Origin of the sequence: Mesorhizobium loti (genome assembly GCF_003148495.1) — a bacterium.
Lineage (GTDB): Bacteria > Pseudomonadota > Alphaproteobacteria > Rhizobiales > Rhizobiaceae > Mesorhizobium > Mesorhizobium loti.
In genome coordinates this window covers 108,924-127,044 of record NZ_QGGH01000010.1, presented here as the reverse complement: position 1 = coordinate 127,044, position 18,121 = coordinate 108,924, and the positions used below count along the sequence as shown (strand labels likewise).

The following is an 18,121-nucleotide window of genomic DNA, read 5'->3' as shown; positions in this document are numbered from 1 at the left end:
GCTGGCCCTACCTTGTCGGAAAGCAGCCAAGAGACTGTGGGGAACAGCCATGCGAAACGGAAGCGACGTCATCGTCGTCGGTGCGGGTATTGTCGGATCGTGCACCGCCTATCATCTGGCCAAGGCTGGTGCGAAGGTCACGCTGGTCGAGCAGACCCATCCCGCAGGCGGCCCGTCGGGTAAATCGTCGGCGCTGCTGCACGCCTTCTACCTGATGCCGGAACTGTCGCAGCTTTCCATCCGTGGCCGCGAGATCCTCGTGTCGCTGCCGGAGATATCAGGCGAAGGCTCTTTCGTCACCGAAGTCGGCATGATGTGGGTCTGTGGCAACGACAACAAGGCAAGCTGGACGGCGGCAGCAGAACGCATCCGCGGTGAGGGTGCGCGCATCGAGACATTGTCGCCGCAGGCCTTTGCCGATGCGGCACCCGGCTTTGCGCTGGACAATGTCGCGCTGGCATTGTGGGAGCCGGAATTTGGTTATGCCGATGCCTTCGGCGCCACCAACGCCATCGCCCGAGCCGCCCGCGCCAACGGTGCGAAGATCATGCAGAACACTTTGGTCGAGAGCCTCCAGCGGCAGGGCGACCGCATCACCGGCGTCACCTTGGCCGATGGAACGGTGCTGGAAGCCGATAAGGTCATCCTGGCCGCCGGGCCATGGACGCGCCGCCTGCTGGCGACGGTCGGCCTCGATTTGCCGCTGCATGTCGAGCGCCATCCGATGGCCGTGCTCGACGCCGCCGGCAAGGCAAGGCAGGTCATGCCTTTCGCCTGGTGCGACGACATTTCCTGCAACTATGCGCGGCCCGACAATGACGGCGTCATCCTGGCCGGCACCTGGGCCGGCGGCGGCACCGGCCTGCGCCACGAACATGCGGGCCGCCCGCGCTTTGTCGAAAATCCCGATGACTACATGGAAGGTGTCGAGGAGCAGGAATCGGTCGAGATCCTGGAGACCTTCGCCACCCGTGTGCCGGCCATGGCCGAACTTGGCATCCGGCCCGGCTACGCCGGGCTCTACGACATGAGCCCCGACGATCTGCCTGTTATCGGACCCATGCCTGGGGTTGAAGGGCTGATTGTTTCTGCGGGGTCCTCCGGCCACGGCTTCAAGACCGGTCCGGCCGTCGGCGAGGCGGTCGCCAGGCTGGTCACCGAGGGCGTGCAGCCGATCCTGGCGCCGTTCTCACCCAACCGTTTCAAGGCCGCGTGATGGCGTCGGTGACGATAAGCGAGAGCAATCCCAGCGGCTTCATGCCGGCCGCGTTCCGCAACGCCACGGCCGACGCCTTGTGCATGGTGGCGGTGCTGCTGCTGGTGGCGCTTGCCGCCTTCATCTTCGGCGGCGCCGCCATGCAACGCGTCGTCACCTATGCCGCGATCATGCTGACAGCGGTGCTTGGCCTGCAGATATTCTCCGGCAACAGCGGCATCGTCTCGTTCGGCCAGGCAGCCTTTGTCGGCCTCGGCGCCTATGCCACCGGCATTCTCACCATGCCGACTGCACTGCAGCGAACGGCACTGCGCGACCTGCCGCAGTTCCTCGCCGGGCACCAACTCTCCTTCTTCGCGGCGCTGGCCGTGGTCCTGGTTCTGGCTGTCATCATCGGCCTGTTGACTGGCACGCCGCTGCTCAGGCTTTCCGGGTCGAGTGCCTCGATCGCCACGCTGGCCATGCTGATCATCGTCTACACGCTGCTGGTCGCCGGGCGCGAGATCACCCGCGGCAGCCAGCCCTTCTATGGCGTGCCGCGCGAGGTCGGGCTGTGGACGGCCGCAGCCGTCGCTTCGGTGGCGCTGGTGGCGGCGAGGTTGTTTCGCGAAACCTCCTTCGGCCTTGCCACACGCGCCGCCGCCAATGACGAGCGCGGTGCGGCCGCCGTCGGCGTCGACCAGCGCACGGCGCGTCTGGCCGCCTGGGTGGCGGGTGTCGTTGCCGCCATGGCCGCCGGTGCCTTGATGGCGCAATTCCTTGGTGCGTTTTCGCCGCGCGATTTCTATTTCGACCTCGGCTTCACCATGCTCGCCATGCTGATCGTCGGCGGAATGACCTCGTCGCTCGGCGCTTTCGCCGGCGTCATCGTCACCATCGTTTTGATCGAAGTGGTGCGCCGCTTCGAAGGCGGCGGCGAAGTGCTCGGCCTGCATCTGCCTGTCCTGTTCGGCCTGACCCAGGGTGTGCTGGCCATTGCCATGATCCTGGTCATCTGGCGACGCCCGACCGGCCTGTTCGGCGAGCGTGAGCTGAACCTCCTGCGCCGGCCTGGACGTCAGGCCGTGATGGCTTCGGCGGCACCTCCGCAACATGTCGAGAGTGACCGGCTCACCGCCGATCATCTGTCGCGCCGCTATGCCGGCGTCGTTGCTGTCGATGACGTCAGTCTGAGCTTCGGTACCGACAGCATCACCGGCATCATCGGCCCCAACGGCGCCGGCAAGACGACGCTGCTCAATATGCTGGCCGGCGATGTCCAGCCAAGTGTCGGCACCGTATCGGTGGGTGGCGCGGTGCGGCAGGCTTCGGCCTTCCGCTTTGCCCGCTCCGGCGTTGCCCGCACCTTCCAGAACATCCGCGTCTTCCCGCACATGACCGTGCTCGAAAATGTCGTCGTCGCCGCACGCCAGGTGGAGCCGGATCTTGGCCATGCCGAGGCGGCGGCAATGGGCGAGCTCGCGCGCATGGGGCTGGAGAGATTTGCCGATCAGCCGGCCGCCAGGCTTGCCTATGGCCAGCGCCGCCGGCTCGAAGTGGCGCGCGCTCTGGCGTTGAAGCCGCGCTTCCTGCTCCTCGACGAACCGGCCGCCGGCATGAACGCTGTCGAGACCGCTGAACTGGTCTCCATCCTGTCGACGGTTCGCGCCGAGCGTCGCATCGGCGTGGTGCTGATCGAACACGACATGCGGCTGGTGATGAACCTGTGCGAGCGCATCGTCGTCATCGATCATGGCCGCGTCATCGCCGACGGCACGCCCACCGATATCCAGAAGAACCCTGCCGTCATCGCCGCCTATCTCGGCAGCCGCACGGCGCGCGCCAAGACCGCAACAGCTGAAAACCAGACCGCATGACCCGCAACGACAGCCAGCCATAAGAAATCCAGAAGGAGAACCGACATGCCAAGCCTCTATCGCCTCCATCGCGCCGCCCTGTGCGCTGCCGTGTTCGGCATCGCCGCCATTTCGACGGCCAGCGCCGAGGAGATCATCATCGGTGCCGCGACCGCGCAGACCGGTGGCCTTGCCCCCTACGACCAGCCGGCACTTGCCGGCTTGCGCATGTCGCTCGACGAGCTCAACGCCAAGGGTGGGCTCGGCGGCAAATACACCGTCAAACTACTGATCAAGGACACACGTTCCGACACCGCGCAGACCGCCACAGTCGCGCAGGAACTGATCGACGCCGGCGCCAAGATCATGATCACGCCGTGCGACGCCGATCCCTCGATTTCCGCCGGCCAGCTCACCCAACCGCTGGGCATTCCGACCCTGACGCTGTGTGGCTCTGCCCCGGTGCTCACCGGCGCGGTCGGCGACGTCATGTTTGGCACCTATCCGGCCGACAATGTGCAGGCGACGGCGGTTGCCGACTTCGCCGTCTCCGAAGGCAGGAAGAAGGTGTTCCTGCTGACCTCGCCGGACTCCACCTACACCGCCAATTTGCCGGAATATTTCGGCAAGGTGTTCGAGAAGAAGGGCGGCGCCGTTGTCGGCCGCGGTACCTTCAGCATGGGTCAGCCCGATTTTTCCGCCGAGATCACCAACATCAAGGGGCTGGCCGACAAGCCGGACCTGATCATGACGGCGGCCTACGAGCCCGATTTCCCGGCCTTCATCCAGCAATTGCGCGGCGCCGGCGTCACGATCCCGGTCTATGGCGCCGATGCCATCGGCACGCCGACCATCAAGGCGCTTGGTAAGCTGGTCGACGGCGTCGTCTACACCGCGGCCGGCTATGCCGAGCCGGGCAGCAAGCTCGAGGCCTTCAACGCCGCCTTCACCAAATATGCCGGCCACGCGCCGGAATCGACCTATGAGGTCAATGGCTACGAGATCGGCCTGATCCTCGACCAGGCGGTCAAGACGGCCGGCTCCGACGACCCGAAGGCGGTTCGCGACGCCATCGCCGGCCTCAAGGATTTCGAAGGCATCACCGGCAAGATCACCTATGCCGGCACAGATCGCATGCCGCTGCGGCCAGTGGCGCTGATGCGCTATGAGGGCGGCGAGGGCAAGCATGTCCAGACCCTGATCCCCGACGCCGCCGACGTTCCCGCGCCGTGATGTCATGCTGAGCGTCGAAGCCCTGAAAATCCGGTACGGCGAAGTCGAGGCGGTGCGCCGCGTCGACCTTACCGTCGACAGCGGCGAGATCATCGCGCTGGTCGGCGCCAATGGCGCTGGCAAGAGCTCGACGCTCGGCGCCGTCGCCGGGCTGGTGCCGGTTGCATCCGGCAAGGTGATCTTCGACGGTGTCGACATCACCGGCCTGACGCCGGAGGCGATTGCCCGCAAGGGCGTCGCGCTGGTTCCCGAAGGCCGCCGCATCTTCGCCAGTCTGACAGTGGCCGACAATCTGCGGCTCGGCGGCGCAGTGCATCAGCCGGTGGCTGAGGCGCGGCTGCGCGAGGAGGAGATGCTGGAGCTGTTCCCGATCCTGCGTCGCTATTACCGCGTCAAGGGCGGCAATCTGTCCGGCGGCGAACAGCAGATGCTGGCCATCGCCCGCGCGCTGATGGGCAAGCCGCGCATGATCCTGCTCGACGAGCCCTCGCTCGGCCTTGCCCCGCAACTGATCGACACCGTCTTCGACCTGATCGCCGAACTGCGCCGCAAGGGCCTGACCATCCTTCTGGTCGAACAGAATGTGGCGCTGGCGCTCGAAATCGCCGACCGTGCCGTCGTGCTCGCCAATGGCGAGGTGGTGCTGTCGGGCACGGCAAAAGAACTCGCCTCCTCGGACCTCGTCCGCCAAGCCTATTTGGGAGCTTAAGAAGCATGATCGCGCAGCAGATCATCAATGCAGTGAGCCTCGGCGGCGTCTATGCGCTGCTGGCGCTCGGGCTGGCGATCGTCTTTTCCATCGTCGGCCTCATCAACTTCGCCCATGGCGAGCTGATGACGCTGTCGGGCTATGCGCTGCTGGCCTCGCTGGTGCTTGGCTTTCCGTTCCCGGTGGCGGTGCTTGTCGCCGTCTCCTGCGGCGCGCTTGCCGCCGTCGCCATGGAGCGCATCGCGTTTAGGCCGATGCGCGGCGCCAGCGTCACCAGCCTGCTGCTGACCAGCTTCGCCGTTTCCAGCCTGTTGAAAGTCGTCTTCCAGAACGGCATCTCGGCGCGGCCGCAGGCCGTCGCCATGCCCGGCTGGATGACCGGCGCCTTCTCCTTCGGCGACTTCACCATCGGCGTCGGTCCCAGCATCTCGATCGTCGTCTCGGCGCTGGCGCTGATTGCGCTGGAAGTCTTCCTGCGCCGCTCGGTGACCGGTACGGCAATGCGCGCCGCGGCGGAAGATTTCGACGTCGTGCGCTTGATGGGCATTCCGGCCAGCCGCATCATCGCTACAGCCTTCCTGCTCTCCGGCCTGCTGGCCGGGCTGGCGGCCATGCTGTGGGTGGCGCAGCGCGCCTCGGTCGATCCGCTGATGGGTTTTACGCCGGTGCTGAAGGCGTTCATCGCCGCCGTCGTCGGCGGGCTGGGCAGCCTTCCCGGTGCTGTCGCCGGCGGCTTCCTGCTCGGCGTCATCGAGGTGCTGTTGCAGGCGACATTGCCGGGAGCGATCGCGCCCTACCGCGACGCCATCGTGTTGTCGGGTGTCATCGCCGTGCTGCTGGTTCGCCCGCAAGGCCTGATCCCGGCGGTTCGCGCCCAGCGAAGCTGACCTGATGTATAGCAAGCCTGAATTCGCGCCGCTGTCGCGCGACGAGGTGTTCGGCTTGATCGAAGCCGCGGCCTTCGCCACGGTGGTGACGTCAGGATCGCAGGGCCTCGCCGTATCGCATCTGCCCTTCGTGCTTGATCGCGTGCGCGATGAAAACGGAACGTTGGTCTCGCATCTCGCCAGGGCCAATCCGCACAGCGCGCTGATTGCCGAGGGCAGGGAGACGGTCGCCATCTTTCACGGCCCGCATGGCTACATCTCGCCGTCCTGGTATCCGCGCAACCCGGTGCGCGACAGCGCGCCGACCTGGAATTTCGCCGTCGTGCATTGCCATGGCCTGCCGATTCCGCTCGACGATCACGGCACCGCAAGACATCTGCTTCAGCTTGTCGACATGCTGGAGAGAGATCGCGACGATCGCTGGCGGATGCGCGAACTGGGACCCGGCGGCATGGAGCGACGCATACCTGGTATCATAGGGTTTGACCTGCCGATCGGGCGGCTCGAAGCCAAGTTCAAGATGGGACAGGATGAGCGCCTCTACGACACGGGCGGAGCCATCAAGGCGCTGGAGCAAAACGATCCGGCGCTGGCAACGATGATGAAGGCGCACAACGCGCATCGCCAGGACTGACCGCCGGCAAGCGGCAAGGATAAGAAAAAAATGATTCCCAATCTCAACATCGTACCCTTCGTCAGCGTCGACCACATGATGAAGCTGGTGCTGAAGATCGGCGTCGAGCGTTTTCTCGTCGAACTCGCTGGCTACATCGAGGACGATTTCCGCCGCTGGGAGCTGTTCGACAAGACGCCGCGCGTCGCCTCGCACAGCGCCGAAGGCGTCATCGAACTGATGCCGACCAGCGACGGCGAAGTCTACGGCTTCAAATATGTCAACGGTCACCCCAAGAACATGCGCGAGGGCCGCCAGACCGTGACCGCCTTCGGCATGCTCGCCGATGTCCACAATGGCTATCCGGTATTGCTGTCGGAAATGACCATCCTGACCGCGCTGCGCACAGCGGCGATGTCGGCTCTGGCCGCCAAGTACCTGGCGCCGACCGGCTCGAACTGCATGGCGCTGATCGGCAATGGCGCACAGGCCGAATTCCAGGCGGTGGCCTTCAAGGCGCTGCTCGGCGTCGACGGGCTGAGGCTTTACGACATTGACCGCACGGCCACCGAAAAATGCATCCGTAATCTCGCCGGTCTCGGCTTCGACATGGTCGCCTGCGGCACCGCGCAAGAAGCGGTCGAGGGAGCCGACATCATCACCACCGTCACCGCCGACAAGCAGTACGCCACCATCCTCACCGACAACATGGTCGGCTCCGGCGTGCACATCAACGCGGTCGGCGGCGACTGCCCGGGGAAAACCGAACTCCACCGCGACATCCTGCTGCGCTCCGACATCTTCGTCGAATATCCGCCGCAGACGCGCATCGAGGGCGAGATCCAGCAGCTTGCACCGGATCATGAGGTGACCGAGCTGTGGCAGGTGATGTCAGGCGCGGTGCAAGGCCGGCGCGACCTCGGCCAGATCACGCTATTCGATTCGGTTGGCTTCGCCATCGAGGATTTCTCGGCGCTGCGCTATGTCAGGGATCAGCTGCGCTCGACCGGCCTCTACCAGGAACTCGACATGCTGGCCGACCCCGACGAGCCACGCGACCTGTTCGGCATGCTGCTGAGAGCGGCCCAACAGGTTGAGGCATAGTCAGTCAGCCGAATCCCACATGGCATCCGGCACCACCACCAGTTTGCCAACGAAATCCTTGGCGATGAAATCCGCCTGCGCATGGTGGAAATCGGAGAGCTTGTAGACGCCGCCGACCAGCGGTCGGATTTTCTTCGCTTCGATGTATCCAACAATGCGGCGAAAATCGGCGCGCGTGCCCTGGCTCGAGCCATGTAGCTGCAACTGCTTGAGATACATGGTCCTGAGATCGAGCTGCACGACCGGGCCGGCGATTGCCCCGGCCGTGGTGTAGCGGCCTTCGGGTCGCAGGATGCGTAACAGGTCGTTGAAGATGGCGCCGCCGACGAGGTCGGCCACCACGTCGATCGGCTGGCCGCCGGTCGCCTCGTTCACGGCATGAGGAAGGTCGGCAACGCCACGGGTGATGACAGCCTCGGCGCCGATGTCGAGCACCGCCTGTTCCTTGCCCTTGCCGACGACGGCATAGGGAATGGCGCCGCGCGCCCGCGCCAGTTGCACGATGCCGGAACCGACACCACCCGAGGCGCCGGTGACCAGCACGCGTTCACCGGCCTTGAGCGCGGCCCGTTCCAACATCTGTTCGCCGGTGAGATAAGCGCAGCAGAAGGTGGCGAGTTCGACGTCGGTCAGCTCGGTATCGACGACATGGGCATTCTCGGCCGGCACGGCCTGGTATTCGGCGTAGCCGCCGTCGCGGCCATGGCCCATATAGTCGACGTCGGCGAGTGAATCGTCGTCGCGGTTGTAGATCGAGAAATCGACCATCACCCGTTCGCCGATATGGTCCGGCGACACACCTTCGCCGACAGCGGCGACGGTGCCGACCGTGTCGGTGCCCTGGATGCGCGGGAACGTCAGCGTGTTGCCCTGGCGGCGCCATGTCGACACGGCGGCAGCATCCTCTTCCGTGCCATAGGCGCCCTGGCGCACCCAGACATCGGTGTTGTTCATGCCGCAGGCGCTGACCTTGACCAGCACTTCACCGGGAGCAGGCGCGGGCACTTTCACATCGCTGCGGTAGACGAGTTTTTCCGGTCCGCCGTGCCCGGTGAGCAGCACGGCGGCCATAGTGGCGGGGAGGGTTCTGGTCATGGCATTCATCGGTCGATCTCAGAGATTGGCAAACACGCTCTTCACCGCATCAGCCGTCTTCGAAACGACGATGTCGGCTTCTTCGCGGGTCAGGCAGAGCGGCGGGGCGAAGCCGAGGATGTCACCCTGCGGCATGGCGCGGCCGATGACGCCGCTTGCGGCAAGCGCCGTCGCCACTTGCGGCCCGATCTTCTGCGACGCGTCGAAGAACACCCGGTCGTCCTTGTCGGCGACGAACTCGACCGCCGCCAGCATGCCGTCGCCGCGCACGTCGCCGACATGTTTGTGGCCGCCGACCGCTTTGGCCAGCTCTGCGCGGAAATAGGCGCCGGTCTCGCGGGCATTCGTCACCAGATCCATCTCGTCGATCAGTTCGAGATTGGCTACCCCGGCGGCAACGCAGATCGGATGCGCCGAATAGGTCCAGCCATGGCCGAGCGAGCCGAGCTTGTCGGAGCCCTCGACCAGCACCTGCCACATCTTGTCGGCGACGATGACGCCCGACAGTGGCGCATAGGCCGAGGTCAGGCCCTTGGCGATGGTGATCAGGTCCGGCTTGATACCATAGTGGTCGGAGCCGAACATGGTGCCCAGCCGGCCGAAGCCCGTCACCACCTCGTCGGCGACCAGCAGCACGTCGTACTTCTTCAGCACCGCCTGGATTTTCTCCCAGTAGCCAGCCGGCGGCGGCACGATACCGCCAGTGCCGAGAATCGGCTCGCCGATGAAGGCAGCGACCGTTTCCGGGCCCTCGGCCAGGATCATCTCCTCAAGCTTGTCGGCGCAATACTGCGAGAACTGCTCTTCGCTCATCGAGCGGTCGGCGCGGCGGAAATAGTAGGGCGCCTCGGTATGCAGGATCGGCGCGCGCGGCAGGTCGAAGGCGTTGTGGAACAGGTCGAGCCCGGTCAGTGAACCGGTCATCACGCCCGAGCCGTGATAGCCGCGCCAGCGCGAGATGATCTTCTTCTTTTCCGGCCGTCCCAGCACATTGTTGTAGTACCAGATCAGCTTGATGTTGGTTTCGTTGGCATCCGAGCCCGACAGGCCGAAATAGACCCTCGACATGCCCTTTGGCGCGCGGTCGATGATCATCTTGGCCAGCGTTATCGAGGCCTCGGTGCCGTGGCCGACATAGGCGTGGTAGTAAGCGAGGTTTTTCGCCTGGGCGGCGATGGCGTCAGCGATCTTCTGGCGGCCGTAGCCGACATTGACGCAATAGAGGCCGGCAAAGGCATCCAGGCTCTTCCTGCCATTGTTATCCCAGACGGTGACGCCTTCACCGCCGGCCATGATGCGCGTCGGGCTTTCGCCGCGTGCGTGCGTGCCCATATGGGTCGAGGGATGGAAGAAGTGGTCGCGATCCCAGGCGGCGAGTTCGTTGGATTGGTCGAGCATTTTTTGACTCCTTGAGAAAACTGGCGCGACTTAAGGTGTGTTGAAATTCAGGTCAGGCCGAGCCGAAAATGGCGGGTTTCGAGAACCGGAGCGGAGCGTACTTGAGTACGTAGCACCGGAAGCGCAGAAGCCTGGCATTTGCAGGCCGGCATCACCTGAATATCGACACATCTTAGGCTACGTCCAGGCAGAGATATTTTAGATCGGTGAAGGCTTCGAGCCCGTGGCGCGAGCCTTCGCGGCCAATGCCGGATTGCTTGACGCCACCAAACGGGATCGGCGCACCGGTGATCTTGACGCGGTTGATGGCGACCATGCCGTAGTCGAGCGCGCGGCCCATGCGCTGCTGGCGGGCGCCGTTCTCGGTCACGACATAGGCGACGAGGCCATATTCGGTGGCGTTGGCGCGGGCGATCACCTCGTCCTCGCTGTCGAATGGCGTCACGGCGGCGACCGGACCGAAGGTCTCCTCGCGCATGATCAGCGCCTCGTCGGTGACATCGGCCAGCAGCGTCGGCTGGTAGAACAGCGGCCCGGCCTGGTGCCGCTTGCCGCCGGTGAGGCAACGCGCGCCATTGGCGATAGCGTCGGCTACCTGTTCCTCGACCTTCTTGACGGCGCGCTCATGCATCAGCGGCCCGATGTCGATTTCCTGAGCAAGGCCGTTGCCGGTCCGCAGCGCCTCGATGCGCTTGGCGAAGGCGGCGCAGAAGCGCTCGTAGATCGGACGCTGGACATAGATACGGTTGGCGGCGAGGCAGTCCTGGCCCGAGGTGGCGAATTTGGCGTCGATGGCGATGCTCACCGCTTTGTCGAGATCGGCATCGGCAAAGACGATCAGCGGCGCATGGCCGCCAAGCTCCATCACCAGCCGCTTCATCGTCGGCGCACTTTGCGCGGCGATCAGCCGGCCGATCTCGGTCGAGCCGGTAAAACTCATGGCGCGGACGCGCGGATCTTCGCACATCCGGCCGACGATGGTCGAAGCCTTGCCGGTGATGATGTTGAAGACGCCGGCGGGCAGGCCGGCGCGTTCGCCGAGTTCGGCCAGCGCCAGCGCCGACAGCGGCGTCTCCGAGGAGGGATGCGCAACAATGGTGCAGCCGGCGGCAAGGGCGGCTGCCGCCTTGCGGGTCAGCATCGCCAATGGAAAATTCCACGGCGTGACGACACCGACGACACCGAGCGGCTCGCGCCGCACCATCATTTCCGCGTTCGGCAGATGGCTGGTGACGCTCTCGGCATTCAGGCGTTTTGCTTCTTCCGCATACCATTCGACGAAGGAAGCGGCATAGTCGATCTCGCCCAGCGACTCCTGCAGCGGCTTGCCCTGTTCCAGCGTCATCAGCAGAGCGAGGTCTTGCTTTGCAGCGATGATCAGCTCGAACCATTTTCGCAGGATTTTCGAGCGCTCCTGCGGCAATAGCGCCCGCCAGGCCGGAAAGGCGCGCGCCGCGGCATCGATCGCGTTTGTCGTCTGCCGGCCATCGAGCGCGGCGACGAAAGCGACAGTGATGCCGGTGGCCGGATCGGTGACCTCGAAACTTTCGGCAGCCTCGCTCGCCGTCCAGTGGCCGTCGACATAGGCGAGTTCGCGCAACAGCCGGCGGTCGGCGAGGCCGTCGAGCGCTTCATGGCGATGCGAGCGGGCGAAATGCGCGGACATGGTCGATGCCTCCCGGTTCGGACTGATGCGGGAAGACTATCCGCCCGATGCAGACAGAGAGGCTGTTTGGATGCCTTGAAGTAGAGAGACTCTCTCTATTGTGCCGTCCGGCGAGAGGATCTCTCCAATCCTACGGCGACGCCGGCAGCAGGTCGGCTATCGGCAGCGCGATCTCGTCCTTCACTGTCTTGATGACGATGTAGGTGAAGTAGCGATCGATGCCGATTTCGCGGTCGAGCAAGCCATCGACCAGCCGTTGGTAGGCGTCGATGTCGCGCGCCATCACCTTCAGCACATAGTCGACGCCGCCGCCCACCGACCAGCAGGCGACGATCTCGGGAATGTCGCGGATGACGCGCTCGAAGCGATCGAAATCGGCCTGGCGGTGGTTGGCCAGCGTCACCTCCATCAGCACGGTGGCGACGGGTGCGACGACGCGCATGGCGATCCTGGCGTGGTAGCCAGACACGATCCCGGCTTTTTCCAGTTTGCGCAGCCGCATCCAGCACGGCGTCGGCGACAGGCCGACCTGCTCGGCCAGCGCCAGCTTGGTGATGCGTCCGTCGCGCTGGATGGCGTCGAGGATTTTCAGGTCGATCGGGTCGAGTTTCGCAGCGTTCATCGGCGTCCACTTTTTCGTCCACCGCACCATGACGGCGCATTATTTCGATTGTCAATTGCACTGATTTCGATCTCTAATAAGTCATGACATTGTGGCAACCTGATCCCGCGCTCATCCGGCGGCCAGCCTATCAATCGCTGGCCGACCAGTTCGCGCGCGCCATCCATGACGGGCGCCTTGCCAATGGCGCACGACTGCCGACCCATCGCCGGCTGGCTGACGACCTCAAGCTTTCGGTGCAGACGGTCAGCCGCGCCTATGAGGAACTGATCCGGCGCGGCCTGATTTCGGGCGAGATCGGCCGCGGCAGCTTCGTCCAGACGCAGCGCCGCGAGCCGGAACCGCCATACCTGCCGGAGCGGCTGGGCGAAGTTATCGATCTCTCGATCCTGAAACCGGTCTGCGAGCCGATGCATCTGGAGCGGCTGAAGCAGGCGCTGGGCTGGCTGGCCGAGAACCTGCCGTCGAGTTCAGCCCTTTCGTTCCGACCCAACATGGTGTTTCCGCGCCACCGCGCGGTGGCGGTCGAATGGCTGAAACTGTGCGGGCTCGACACCTCCGCGCAGAACATCAGCCTGACCAACGGCGCCACCGCCGGCATGACCGTGGCGCTGATGAGTGTGGCGCCGCCTAGCTCGACGGTCGCCACCGAGGCGATCGGCCATCACACGCTGGTGCCGCTGGCCCGCTATCTCGGCTTCAACCTGGAGGGGCTGCCGATCGACGACAACGGCCTGATCCCGGAGGCGCTGGACGAGGCGTGCCGGCTTTCCGACATCCGCGCCGTGTTCGTGCAGCCCTCGGTGATCAACCCGACGGCGACGCTGATGGATGCGGCGCGGCGCGAGCAAATCGCGGCTGTGGCGCGCAAGCACGACATCGCCATCATCGAGAACGATGTGCTGGGTCCCCTGGTCGAAGACCGGCCGCCGCCGGTTGCTGCCTTCGCGCCAGAGCGCACGCTCTACGTCACCTCCTTCACCAAGATCACCGTGCCCGGACTGCGCATCGGCTATCTCGCCGCGCCTGACCGTTATGTCGCCGCCGTCGCCAACCGGCATCTGGTCTCGAACTGGATGGCGACGCCGCTGGTGGCGGAGATCGCCACCAAATGGGTGACCGACGGCACGGCGATGGAGCTTGTCCATTGGCAGCGCGCGGCATTGCGGCGCCGGCAGGATATTGCGGCGCAAGTGCTGGCGGGGGTCGACTATCGCGCCAAGCGCGACGGGCTGCATGTCTGGCTGCAACTGCCGGCCGACCGCGCCGAGGAGAGCTTTGTCGCCCAGGCTCGCCTGCAAGGCGTGGCGATCGCACCCGGCACCTCCTTCCGCATCTCGGATGCGCCCTGGCATCCGGCGGTGCGCATCTCGCTGGGCTCGACCACCGAGGGGGAACTGCGCGCCGGCCTCGGCGTTGTCACCAAGCTGCTGCTTGGCGATCCGGAGCATCTGCTGCTCGCTATCTAGCGAGTACGCCGCTATTCGGGTGATGCCGGTCTGCGAAAGGTAGCCTCCTGCGCTTCCGGTATTCACGTACGAAAGTACGCTCCGTTCCGGTTCTCGGAGGCTCCCATTCTCGGCTCGGCCTGACCCGAATCCCGGCGCACTCTTCGGCACTGGTTGCTCAAGAATTGTGCGGAATGGGAAATATTGTCATGATATTATTTTCCCAATTGACATGATTTGGCGCGTTCCGCATCGTTAAGGGGCACAGGCTTCTCCAGCACGGGGAAATTCATTTGTCCGCATCAGCGCCCATTATCAAGATCGACGGCATCTCGAAGAGCTTCGGCAGCTTCAAGGTGCTGGACGGCCTGTCGATGCAGGTCATGCCTGGCGAGAAGCTGGCGCTGATCGGTCCGTCAGGCTCGGGCAAGACGACGATCCTGCGCATCCTGATGACGTTGGAGCGCATCGATGGCGGTCATATCCAGATCGACGGCGAGCAGCTCTACCACATGGAGCGCAATGGTCAGTTGCTGCCCGCCGATGAGCGGCACCTGACAAGGATGCGCCAGAAGATCGGCATGGTCTTCCAGCTGTTCAACCTGTTTCCGCATAAGTGCGTCATGGACAATGTCACGTTGGCCCCGATGCTGACCAAGGGCACGCCGCGTGCCGCCGCCGAAAAGCGGGCGATGGAACTGCTCGAGATGGTCGGCATGGCCGACAAGGCGAAGAACATGCCGGCACAGCTTTCCGGTGGGCAGAAGCAACGCGTGGCGATCGCCCGGGCGCTCGCGCTATCGCCGAAGATCATGCTGTTCGACGAGGTGACGTCGGCGCTCGATCCGGAACTGGTCGAGGAGGTGATGAACGTCATGCGCAAGCTCGCCGCCGAGACCGACATGACCATGCTGCTGGTCACCCACGAGATGGGTTTCGCCCATGATTTCGCCGATCGGGTGCTGTTCTTCGATCGTGGCAAGATCGTCGAGGAAGGCAAGCCCGACGAGATTTTCCGTCATCCCAAGCAGGAGCGTACGCAAGGCTTCCTGAAGAAGATCATCGCGGCCGGACATCGCGTCTGACCGTAATGCCGAGGCGGCAACGCCGCCGTCAAGGGCGGCGAGGCCGCCCGTAACAAAAGCAAGACAAGAAACAAGGAGTTGGGAACAATGAACAAACCTAGCATTCTGGCCGGCGTTGCCGGTCTTGCACTGACGGCGGTGCTGGCCGCCTCGACCGCCGGTTCGGCCGACGACAGCAAGCTCGAGCAACTCAAGGCACAAGGCTTTGCCCGCGTCGCCATCGCCAACGAGCCGCCCTATACGGCGGTCGCCGCCGACGGCAAGGTCTCGGGCGCGGCGCCCGATGTGGCGCGCGAGATCTTCAAGCGCCTAGGCGTCGCCGACATCGTCGCCTCGATCTCCGAATATGGCGCGATGATTCCCGGCCTGCAGGCCGGTCGCTTCGATGTCGTCACCGCCGGCCTGTTCATGAAGCCGGAACGCTGCGCTGCCGTTGTCTATTCAGAGCCGGTGCTGTGCGACGCCGAGGCGATGCTGGTGAAGAAGGGCAACCCGAAAGGCTTCAAGAGCTACGAGGATGTCGCCAAGGACACGACCGCCACGATCGGTGCGCCCGGCGGCGGCACCGAGGAGAAGCTGGCGCTCAACGCCGGCGTGCCGCGCGAGCGTGTCATTGTCGTGCCGGACGGCCAGAGCGGCGTGAAGATGCTGCAGGACGGCCGCATCGATGCCTATTCGCTGCCGGTTCTGTCGATCAATGATCTGGTCAAGAAGGCCGCTGATCCAAACCTCGAAGTCATCGCTCCGGTGCAGGGCGCGCCGGTCTATTGCGACGGCGCCGCCTTCAAGAAGGGCGACGAGGCGCTGCGCGACGCCTTCGACGTCGAGCTCGCAAAGATGAAGAAGTCGGGTGAGTTCGCCAAGATCATCGAGCCCTATGGCTTCTCCGCGGCAGCCGCGATGTCGACGACCCGCGACAAGCTCTGCGCGGCGAAGTAGCGCCTGTTTTCCTTCTCCCCGTTTTACGGGGAGAAGGTGGCCCGAAGGGCCGGATGAGGGGCGGTGCCAAGTTTTGCCAAGCTAGCGCTGCCCCTCATCTGCCTGCCGGCATCTTCTCCCCGTGAACGGGGAGAAGGGTCCAAGAATTACCAACGTGGAACCTCAATGACCCAGTGGTCCGGCTATTTCGGCCTGATATTGCAGGGAGCGCTTGTCACCATCGAGCTGACGCTGATGGGATCGGTGCTTGCCCTGTTCATGGCCTTTCTCGCCGGAATGGGTCGGCTGTCGCGTTTCTTCGTGCTGCGCGCGCTGGCCACCGCCTACATCGAATTCTTCCGCGGCACCTCGATCTTCGTGCAATTGTTCTGGGCCTATTTCGTGCTGCCCTTCATCGGTATTTCGCTGACGCCGTTGCAGGCCGGCGTGCTGGCGCTCGGCCTCAATGTCGGCGCCTATGCCGCCGAAGTGGTGCGCGGCGCCATCCAGTCGATCGGCCGTGAACAGTATGAAGCCTGCACCGCGCTCAATCTCGGCCGCTGGCAAGGCATGCGCCACGTCATCCTGCCGCAGGCGCTGCTGGTGATGCTGCCGACCTTCGGCAACAACGCCATCGAACTGCTCAAGGCGACCGCCGTGGTATCGCTGATCTCGCTCACCGACCTGACCTTCCAGGCGCAGGTGGTGCGGTCGCAGACCGGCAACACCTTGGTGCCGTTCGCCACCATCCTGATCATCTATTTCGTCCTGGCGCTGCTCATCTCGTGGGGCGTGCGCTCACTGGAACGCCGCATGGCGCGCGGCCTCGATGGGGTGCGTGCCTGATGGAATGGGATTGGAATTTCGTCTGGGAAATCATGCCGACGCTGATCCAGGGCGTGAAGATCACCATCCTGGCGACACTGCTCGGCTCGGTGCTGGCGGCGATCGTCGGGCTGGGCATCGCGCTGGCGCGCCGCTCGCCCAACAGGGCGTTATCGCGCACCGTCGGTTTCCTGGCCGAGTTCATTCGCGGCACGCCATTGCTAGTGCAGCTCTATTTCATCTTCTACGTGCTGCCCGACATCGGCATCCTGTTACCGCCGCTGGTCGCCGGTGTCATCGGACTCGGGCTGCACTACGGCACCTACACCGCCGAGGTTTATCGCGCCGGCATCGACAATGTGCCGCGCGGCCAATGGGAGGCCGCCAAGGCCTGCAATCTTAGCGCCAGGCAGACCTGGACCCACATCATCATTCCGCAGGCCATTCCGCCGATGATCCCGGCGCTGGCCAATTATTTCATCGCCATGTTCAAGGAAACGCCGCTGCTGTCGGCGATCACCGTGCTGGAGCTGATGAACCAGGCGAAAAGTGTCGCCAACACCTACTATCGCTACATCGAGCCGATCACGCTGGTCGGTGCCTTCTTCCTCGTCATCAGTCTGTTTTCGGTCGTGCTGCTGCGCTGGCTGGAACGCCACTACGGCAAGATCGAGAGGTAGCCGATGAAACCCTTGCCCGAGATCAAAGTTTACCCAAAGAGGCCAGCGCTGGATGTGCGCCCGCTAGAGCGGCGCGTCGGCCTGATCATCCTTGCCACCGACCACACCAGCGAGCCGGATTTCCGCCGCATGGTGGCGAGCGAGCGGATTGGCGTCTACGTCGCGCGCATTCCCTACGCCAACCCGACGACGCCGGAAAACCTGCGCAAGATGCAGCCGGCGCTGACGGCGGGCGCGGCCCTGATCCTGCCGGACGAGCCACTCGATGCCATCTGCTACTCCTGCACTTCGGCGTCGGTGGTGATCGGCGATACCGAGATCGAGGCCGCGATCCAGGCTGCAAAGCCCGGCGTGCCAGTCGTCACGCCGCCGATGGCGGGCGTGCGCGGGCTGCGTGTGCTGGGCGCGAGCAAGATCAGCATGCTCACTCCCTACACGGTCGAGACATCTAGGCCGATGGCCGCCTATTTCGCGGCGCGCGGCTTCGACATCGTTAGCTTCACCTGTCTCGGCTTCGAGGACGACCGCGAGATGGCGCGCATCGCACCCGCAACGCTTGTCGATCTGGCGCGTGAGGCGACCGACGCGAGCGCCGATGCGCTGTTCGTCTCCTGCACGGCGCTGCGCGGTGCACTGGCGGTCACCGGAATGGAAAAGGCGATCGGCCGTCCCGTGGTCACCAGCAACCAGGCGACCGCCTGGAATTGTCTGCGGCTTTGCGGCGATGACACAGCCCATCCCGAATTCGGCCGTCTGATGACGCTGCCATTGCCGCGTGCTTGATGAT

General features: G+C 64.5%; 17 protein-coding genes. 13 read left to right on the top strand and 4 right to left on the bottom strand.

Annotation, left to right across the window (positions count from 1 at the left end; all coding sequences use genetic code 11):
- Positions 1-49 precede the first annotated feature (49 nt).
- Genes C8D77_RS27450 through C8D77_RS27420 form a run of 7 tightly spaced genes read left to right on the top strand, consistent with a single transcriptional unit; the run spans position 50 to position 7,597 of the window.
- Positions 50-1,216, top strand: a complete 1,167-nt coding sequence (locus tag C8D77_RS27450) for an NAD(P)/FAD-dependent oxidoreductase (protein WP_109670067.1) — start codon at positions 50-52, stop codon at positions 1,214-1,216.
- The gene (locus C8D77_RS27445) at positions 1,216-3,072 is read left to right on the top strand and encodes a branched-chain amino acid ABC transporter ATP-binding protein/permease (RefSeq protein WP_109670065.1); all 1,857 of its coding nucleotides are present in this window, start codon (positions 1,216-1,218) and stop codon (positions 3,070-3,072) included. The genes C8D77_RS27450 and C8D77_RS27445 overlap by 1 nt, the downstream gene beginning before the upstream one ends.
- A 45-nt stretch (positions 3,073-3,117) precedes the next feature.
- Positions 3,118-4,284, top strand: a complete 1,167-nt coding sequence (locus tag C8D77_RS27440; RefSeq protein WP_109670063.1) for an ABC transporter substrate-binding protein — start codon at positions 3,118-3,120, stop codon at positions 4,282-4,284.
- Between the two features lie 4 nt (positions 4,285-4,288).
- Positions 4,289-4,993, top strand: a complete 705-nt coding sequence (locus tag C8D77_RS27435) for an ABC transporter ATP-binding protein (protein ID WP_109670061.1) — start codon at positions 4,289-4,291, stop codon at positions 4,991-4,993.
- A 5-nt stretch (positions 4,994-4,998) separates the two neighbouring features.
- Positions 4,999-5,880, top strand: coding sequence for a branched-chain amino acid ABC transporter permease (locus tag C8D77_RS27430; RefSeq protein WP_109670059.1), 882 nt, complete (start codon positions 4,999-5,001; stop codon positions 5,878-5,880).
- Between the two features lie 4 nt (positions 5,881-5,884).
- The gene (locus C8D77_RS27425; RefSeq protein WP_109670056.1) at positions 5,885-6,514 is read left to right on the top strand and encodes an FMN-binding negative transcriptional regulator; all 630 of its coding nucleotides are present in this window, start codon (positions 5,885-5,887) and stop codon (positions 6,512-6,514) included.
- A 30-nt stretch (positions 6,515-6,544) separates the two neighbouring features.
- Positions 6,545-7,597: an ornithine cyclodeaminase gene (locus C8D77_RS27420; protein WP_109670054.1), complete on the top strand. Its 1,053-nt coding sequence runs from the start codon at positions 6,545-6,547 to the stop codon at positions 7,595-7,597.
- Here the strand turns inward: C8D77_RS27420 and C8D77_RS27415 are convergent, their stop codons facing one another.
- The 4 genes from C8D77_RS27415 to C8D77_RS27400 all read right to left on the bottom strand — a co-directional run bounded on the left by C8D77_RS27415 (position 7,598) and on the right by C8D77_RS27400 (position 12,378).
- Complete coding sequence (locus tag C8D77_RS27415) at positions 7,598-8,701, bottom strand: alcohol dehydrogenase family protein (protein WP_109670052.1); 1,104 nt, start codon at positions 8,699-8,701, stop codon at positions 7,598-7,600.
- Between the two features lie 9 nt (positions 8,702-8,710).
- Positions 8,711-10,090: an aspartate aminotransferase family protein gene (locus C8D77_RS27410; RefSeq protein ID WP_109670050.1), complete on the bottom strand. Its 1,380-nt coding sequence runs from the start codon at positions 10,088-10,090 to the stop codon at positions 8,711-8,713.
- A 172-nt stretch (positions 10,091-10,262) separates the two neighbouring features.
- Positions 10,263-11,756 carry an NAD-dependent succinate-semialdehyde dehydrogenase gene (locus C8D77_RS27405; protein WP_109670048.1) on the bottom strand — a complete coding sequence of 498 codons (1,494 nt, stop codon included), beginning with the start codon at positions 11,754-11,756 and terminating at the stop codon, positions 10,263-10,265.
- Positions 11,757-11,886: 130 nt separating this feature from the next.
- Complete coding sequence (locus tag C8D77_RS27400; protein ID WP_109670199.1) at positions 11,887-12,378, bottom strand: Lrp/AsnC family transcriptional regulator; 492 nt, start codon at positions 12,376-12,378, stop codon at positions 11,887-11,889.
- 83 nt (positions 12,379-12,461) lie between these two features.
- Between C8D77_RS27400 and ehuR the strand changes: the two genes are divergently transcribed.
- The 6 genes from ehuR to eutA all read left to right on the top strand — a co-directional run bounded on the left by ehuR (position 12,462) and on the right by eutA (position 18,117).
- Positions 12,462-13,847: a MocR-like ectoine utilization transcription factor EhuR gene (gene ehuR, locus C8D77_RS27395; RefSeq protein WP_109670046.1), complete on the top strand. Its 1,386-nt coding sequence runs from the start codon at positions 12,462-12,464 to the stop codon at positions 13,845-13,847.
- Positions 13,848-14,119: 272 nt separating this feature from the next.
- Positions 14,120-14,911 (top strand): ectoine/hydroxyectoine ABC transporter ATP-binding protein EhuA, encoded by a 792-nt coding sequence (gene ehuA / locus C8D77_RS27390; RefSeq protein ID WP_109670044.1) that lies wholly within the window; start codon positions 14,120-14,122, stop codon positions 14,909-14,911.
- A gap of 87 nt (positions 14,912-14,998) precedes the next feature.
- Positions 14,999-15,850, top strand: coding sequence for an ectoine/hydroxyectoine ABC transporter substrate-binding protein EhuB (gene ehuB, locus C8D77_RS27385; RefSeq protein ID WP_109670042.1), 852 nt, complete (start codon positions 14,999-15,001; stop codon positions 15,848-15,850).
- Positions 15,851-16,015: 165 nt separating this feature from the next.
- The gene (gene ehuC, locus C8D77_RS27380; RefSeq protein WP_109670040.1) at positions 16,016-16,675 is read left to right on the top strand and encodes an ectoine/hydroxyectoine ABC transporter permease subunit EhuC; all 660 of its coding nucleotides are present in this window, start codon (positions 16,016-16,018) and stop codon (positions 16,673-16,675) included.
- Positions 16,675-17,334 (top strand): ectoine/hydroxyectoine ABC transporter permease subunit EhuD, encoded by a 660-nt coding sequence (ehuD, locus tag C8D77_RS27375; RefSeq protein ID WP_109670038.1) that lies wholly within the window; start codon positions 16,675-16,677, stop codon positions 17,332-17,334. Before ehuC ends, ehuD begins: the two co-directional genes overlap by 1 nt.
- Before the next feature lie 3 nt (positions 17,335-17,337).
- Positions 17,338-18,117 carry an ectoine utilization protein EutA gene (eutA, locus tag C8D77_RS27370; protein ID WP_109670036.1) on the top strand — a complete coding sequence of 260 codons (780 nt, stop codon included), beginning with the start codon at positions 17,338-17,340 and terminating at the stop codon, positions 18,115-18,117.
- Positions 18,118-18,121 lie beyond the last annotated feature (4 nt).

Excerpts from the sequence above, each read along its gene's own strand:
- C8D77_RS27405 (WP_109670048.1), bottom strand. The coding sequence starts at position 11,756 with ATGTCCGCGCATTTCGCCCGCTCGCATCGCCATGAAGCGCTCGACGGC.
- ehuB (WP_109670042.1), top strand. The coding sequence starts at position 14,999 with ATGAACAAACCTAGCATTCTGGCCGGCGTTGCCGGTCTTGCACTGACG.
- C8D77_RS27415 (WP_109670052.1), bottom strand. The coding sequence starts at position 8,701 with ATGAATGCCATGACCAGAACCCTCCCCGCCACTATGGCCGCCGTGCTG.
- C8D77_RS27445 (WP_109670065.1), top strand. The coding sequence starts at position 1,216 with ATGGCGTCGGTGACGATAAGCGAGAGCAATCCCAGCGGCTTCATGCCG.
- C8D77_RS27400 (WP_109670199.1), bottom strand. The coding sequence starts at position 12,378 with ATGAACGCTGCGAAACTCGACCCGATCGACCTGAAAATCCTCGACGCC.
- C8D77_RS27430 (WP_109670059.1), top strand. The coding sequence starts at position 4,999 with ATGATCGCGCAGCAGATCATCAATGCAGTGAGCCTCGGCGGCGTCTAT.
- eutA (WP_109670036.1), top strand. The coding sequence starts at position 17,338 with ATGAAACCCTTGCCCGAGATCAAAGTTTACCCAAAGAGGCCAGCGCTG.
- ehuC (WP_109670040.1), top strand. The coding sequence starts at position 16,016 with ATGACCCAGTGGTCCGGCTATTTCGGCCTGATATTGCAGGGAGCGCTT.
- C8D77_RS27425 (WP_109670056.1), top strand. The coding sequence starts at position 5,885 with ATGTATAGCAAGCCTGAATTCGCGCCGCTGTCGCGCGACGAGGTGTTC.
- C8D77_RS27435 (WP_109670061.1), top strand. The coding sequence starts at position 4,289 with ATGCTGAGCGTCGAAGCCCTGAAAATCCGGTACGGCGAAGTCGAGGCG.
- C8D77_RS27450 (WP_109670067.1), top strand. The coding sequence starts at position 50 with ATGCGAAACGGAAGCGACGTCATCGTCGTCGGTGCGGGTATTGTCGGA.
- C8D77_RS27440 (WP_109670063.1), top strand. The coding sequence starts at position 3,118 with ATGCCAAGCCTCTATCGCCTCCATCGCGCCGCCCTGTGCGCTGCCGTG.
- C8D77_RS27420 (WP_109670054.1), top strand. The coding sequence starts at position 6,545 with ATGATTCCCAATCTCAACATCGTACCCTTCGTCAGCGTCGACCACATG.
- ehuR (WP_109670046.1), top strand. The coding sequence starts at position 12,462 with ATGACATTGTGGCAACCTGATCCCGCGCTCATCCGGCGGCCAGCCTAT.
- C8D77_RS27410 (WP_109670050.1), bottom strand. The coding sequence starts at position 10,090 with ATGCTCGACCAATCCAACGAACTCGCCGCCTGGGATCGCGACCACTTC.
- ehuD (WP_109670038.1), top strand. The coding sequence starts at position 16,675 with ATGGAATGGGATTGGAATTTCGTCTGGGAAATCATGCCGACGCTGATC.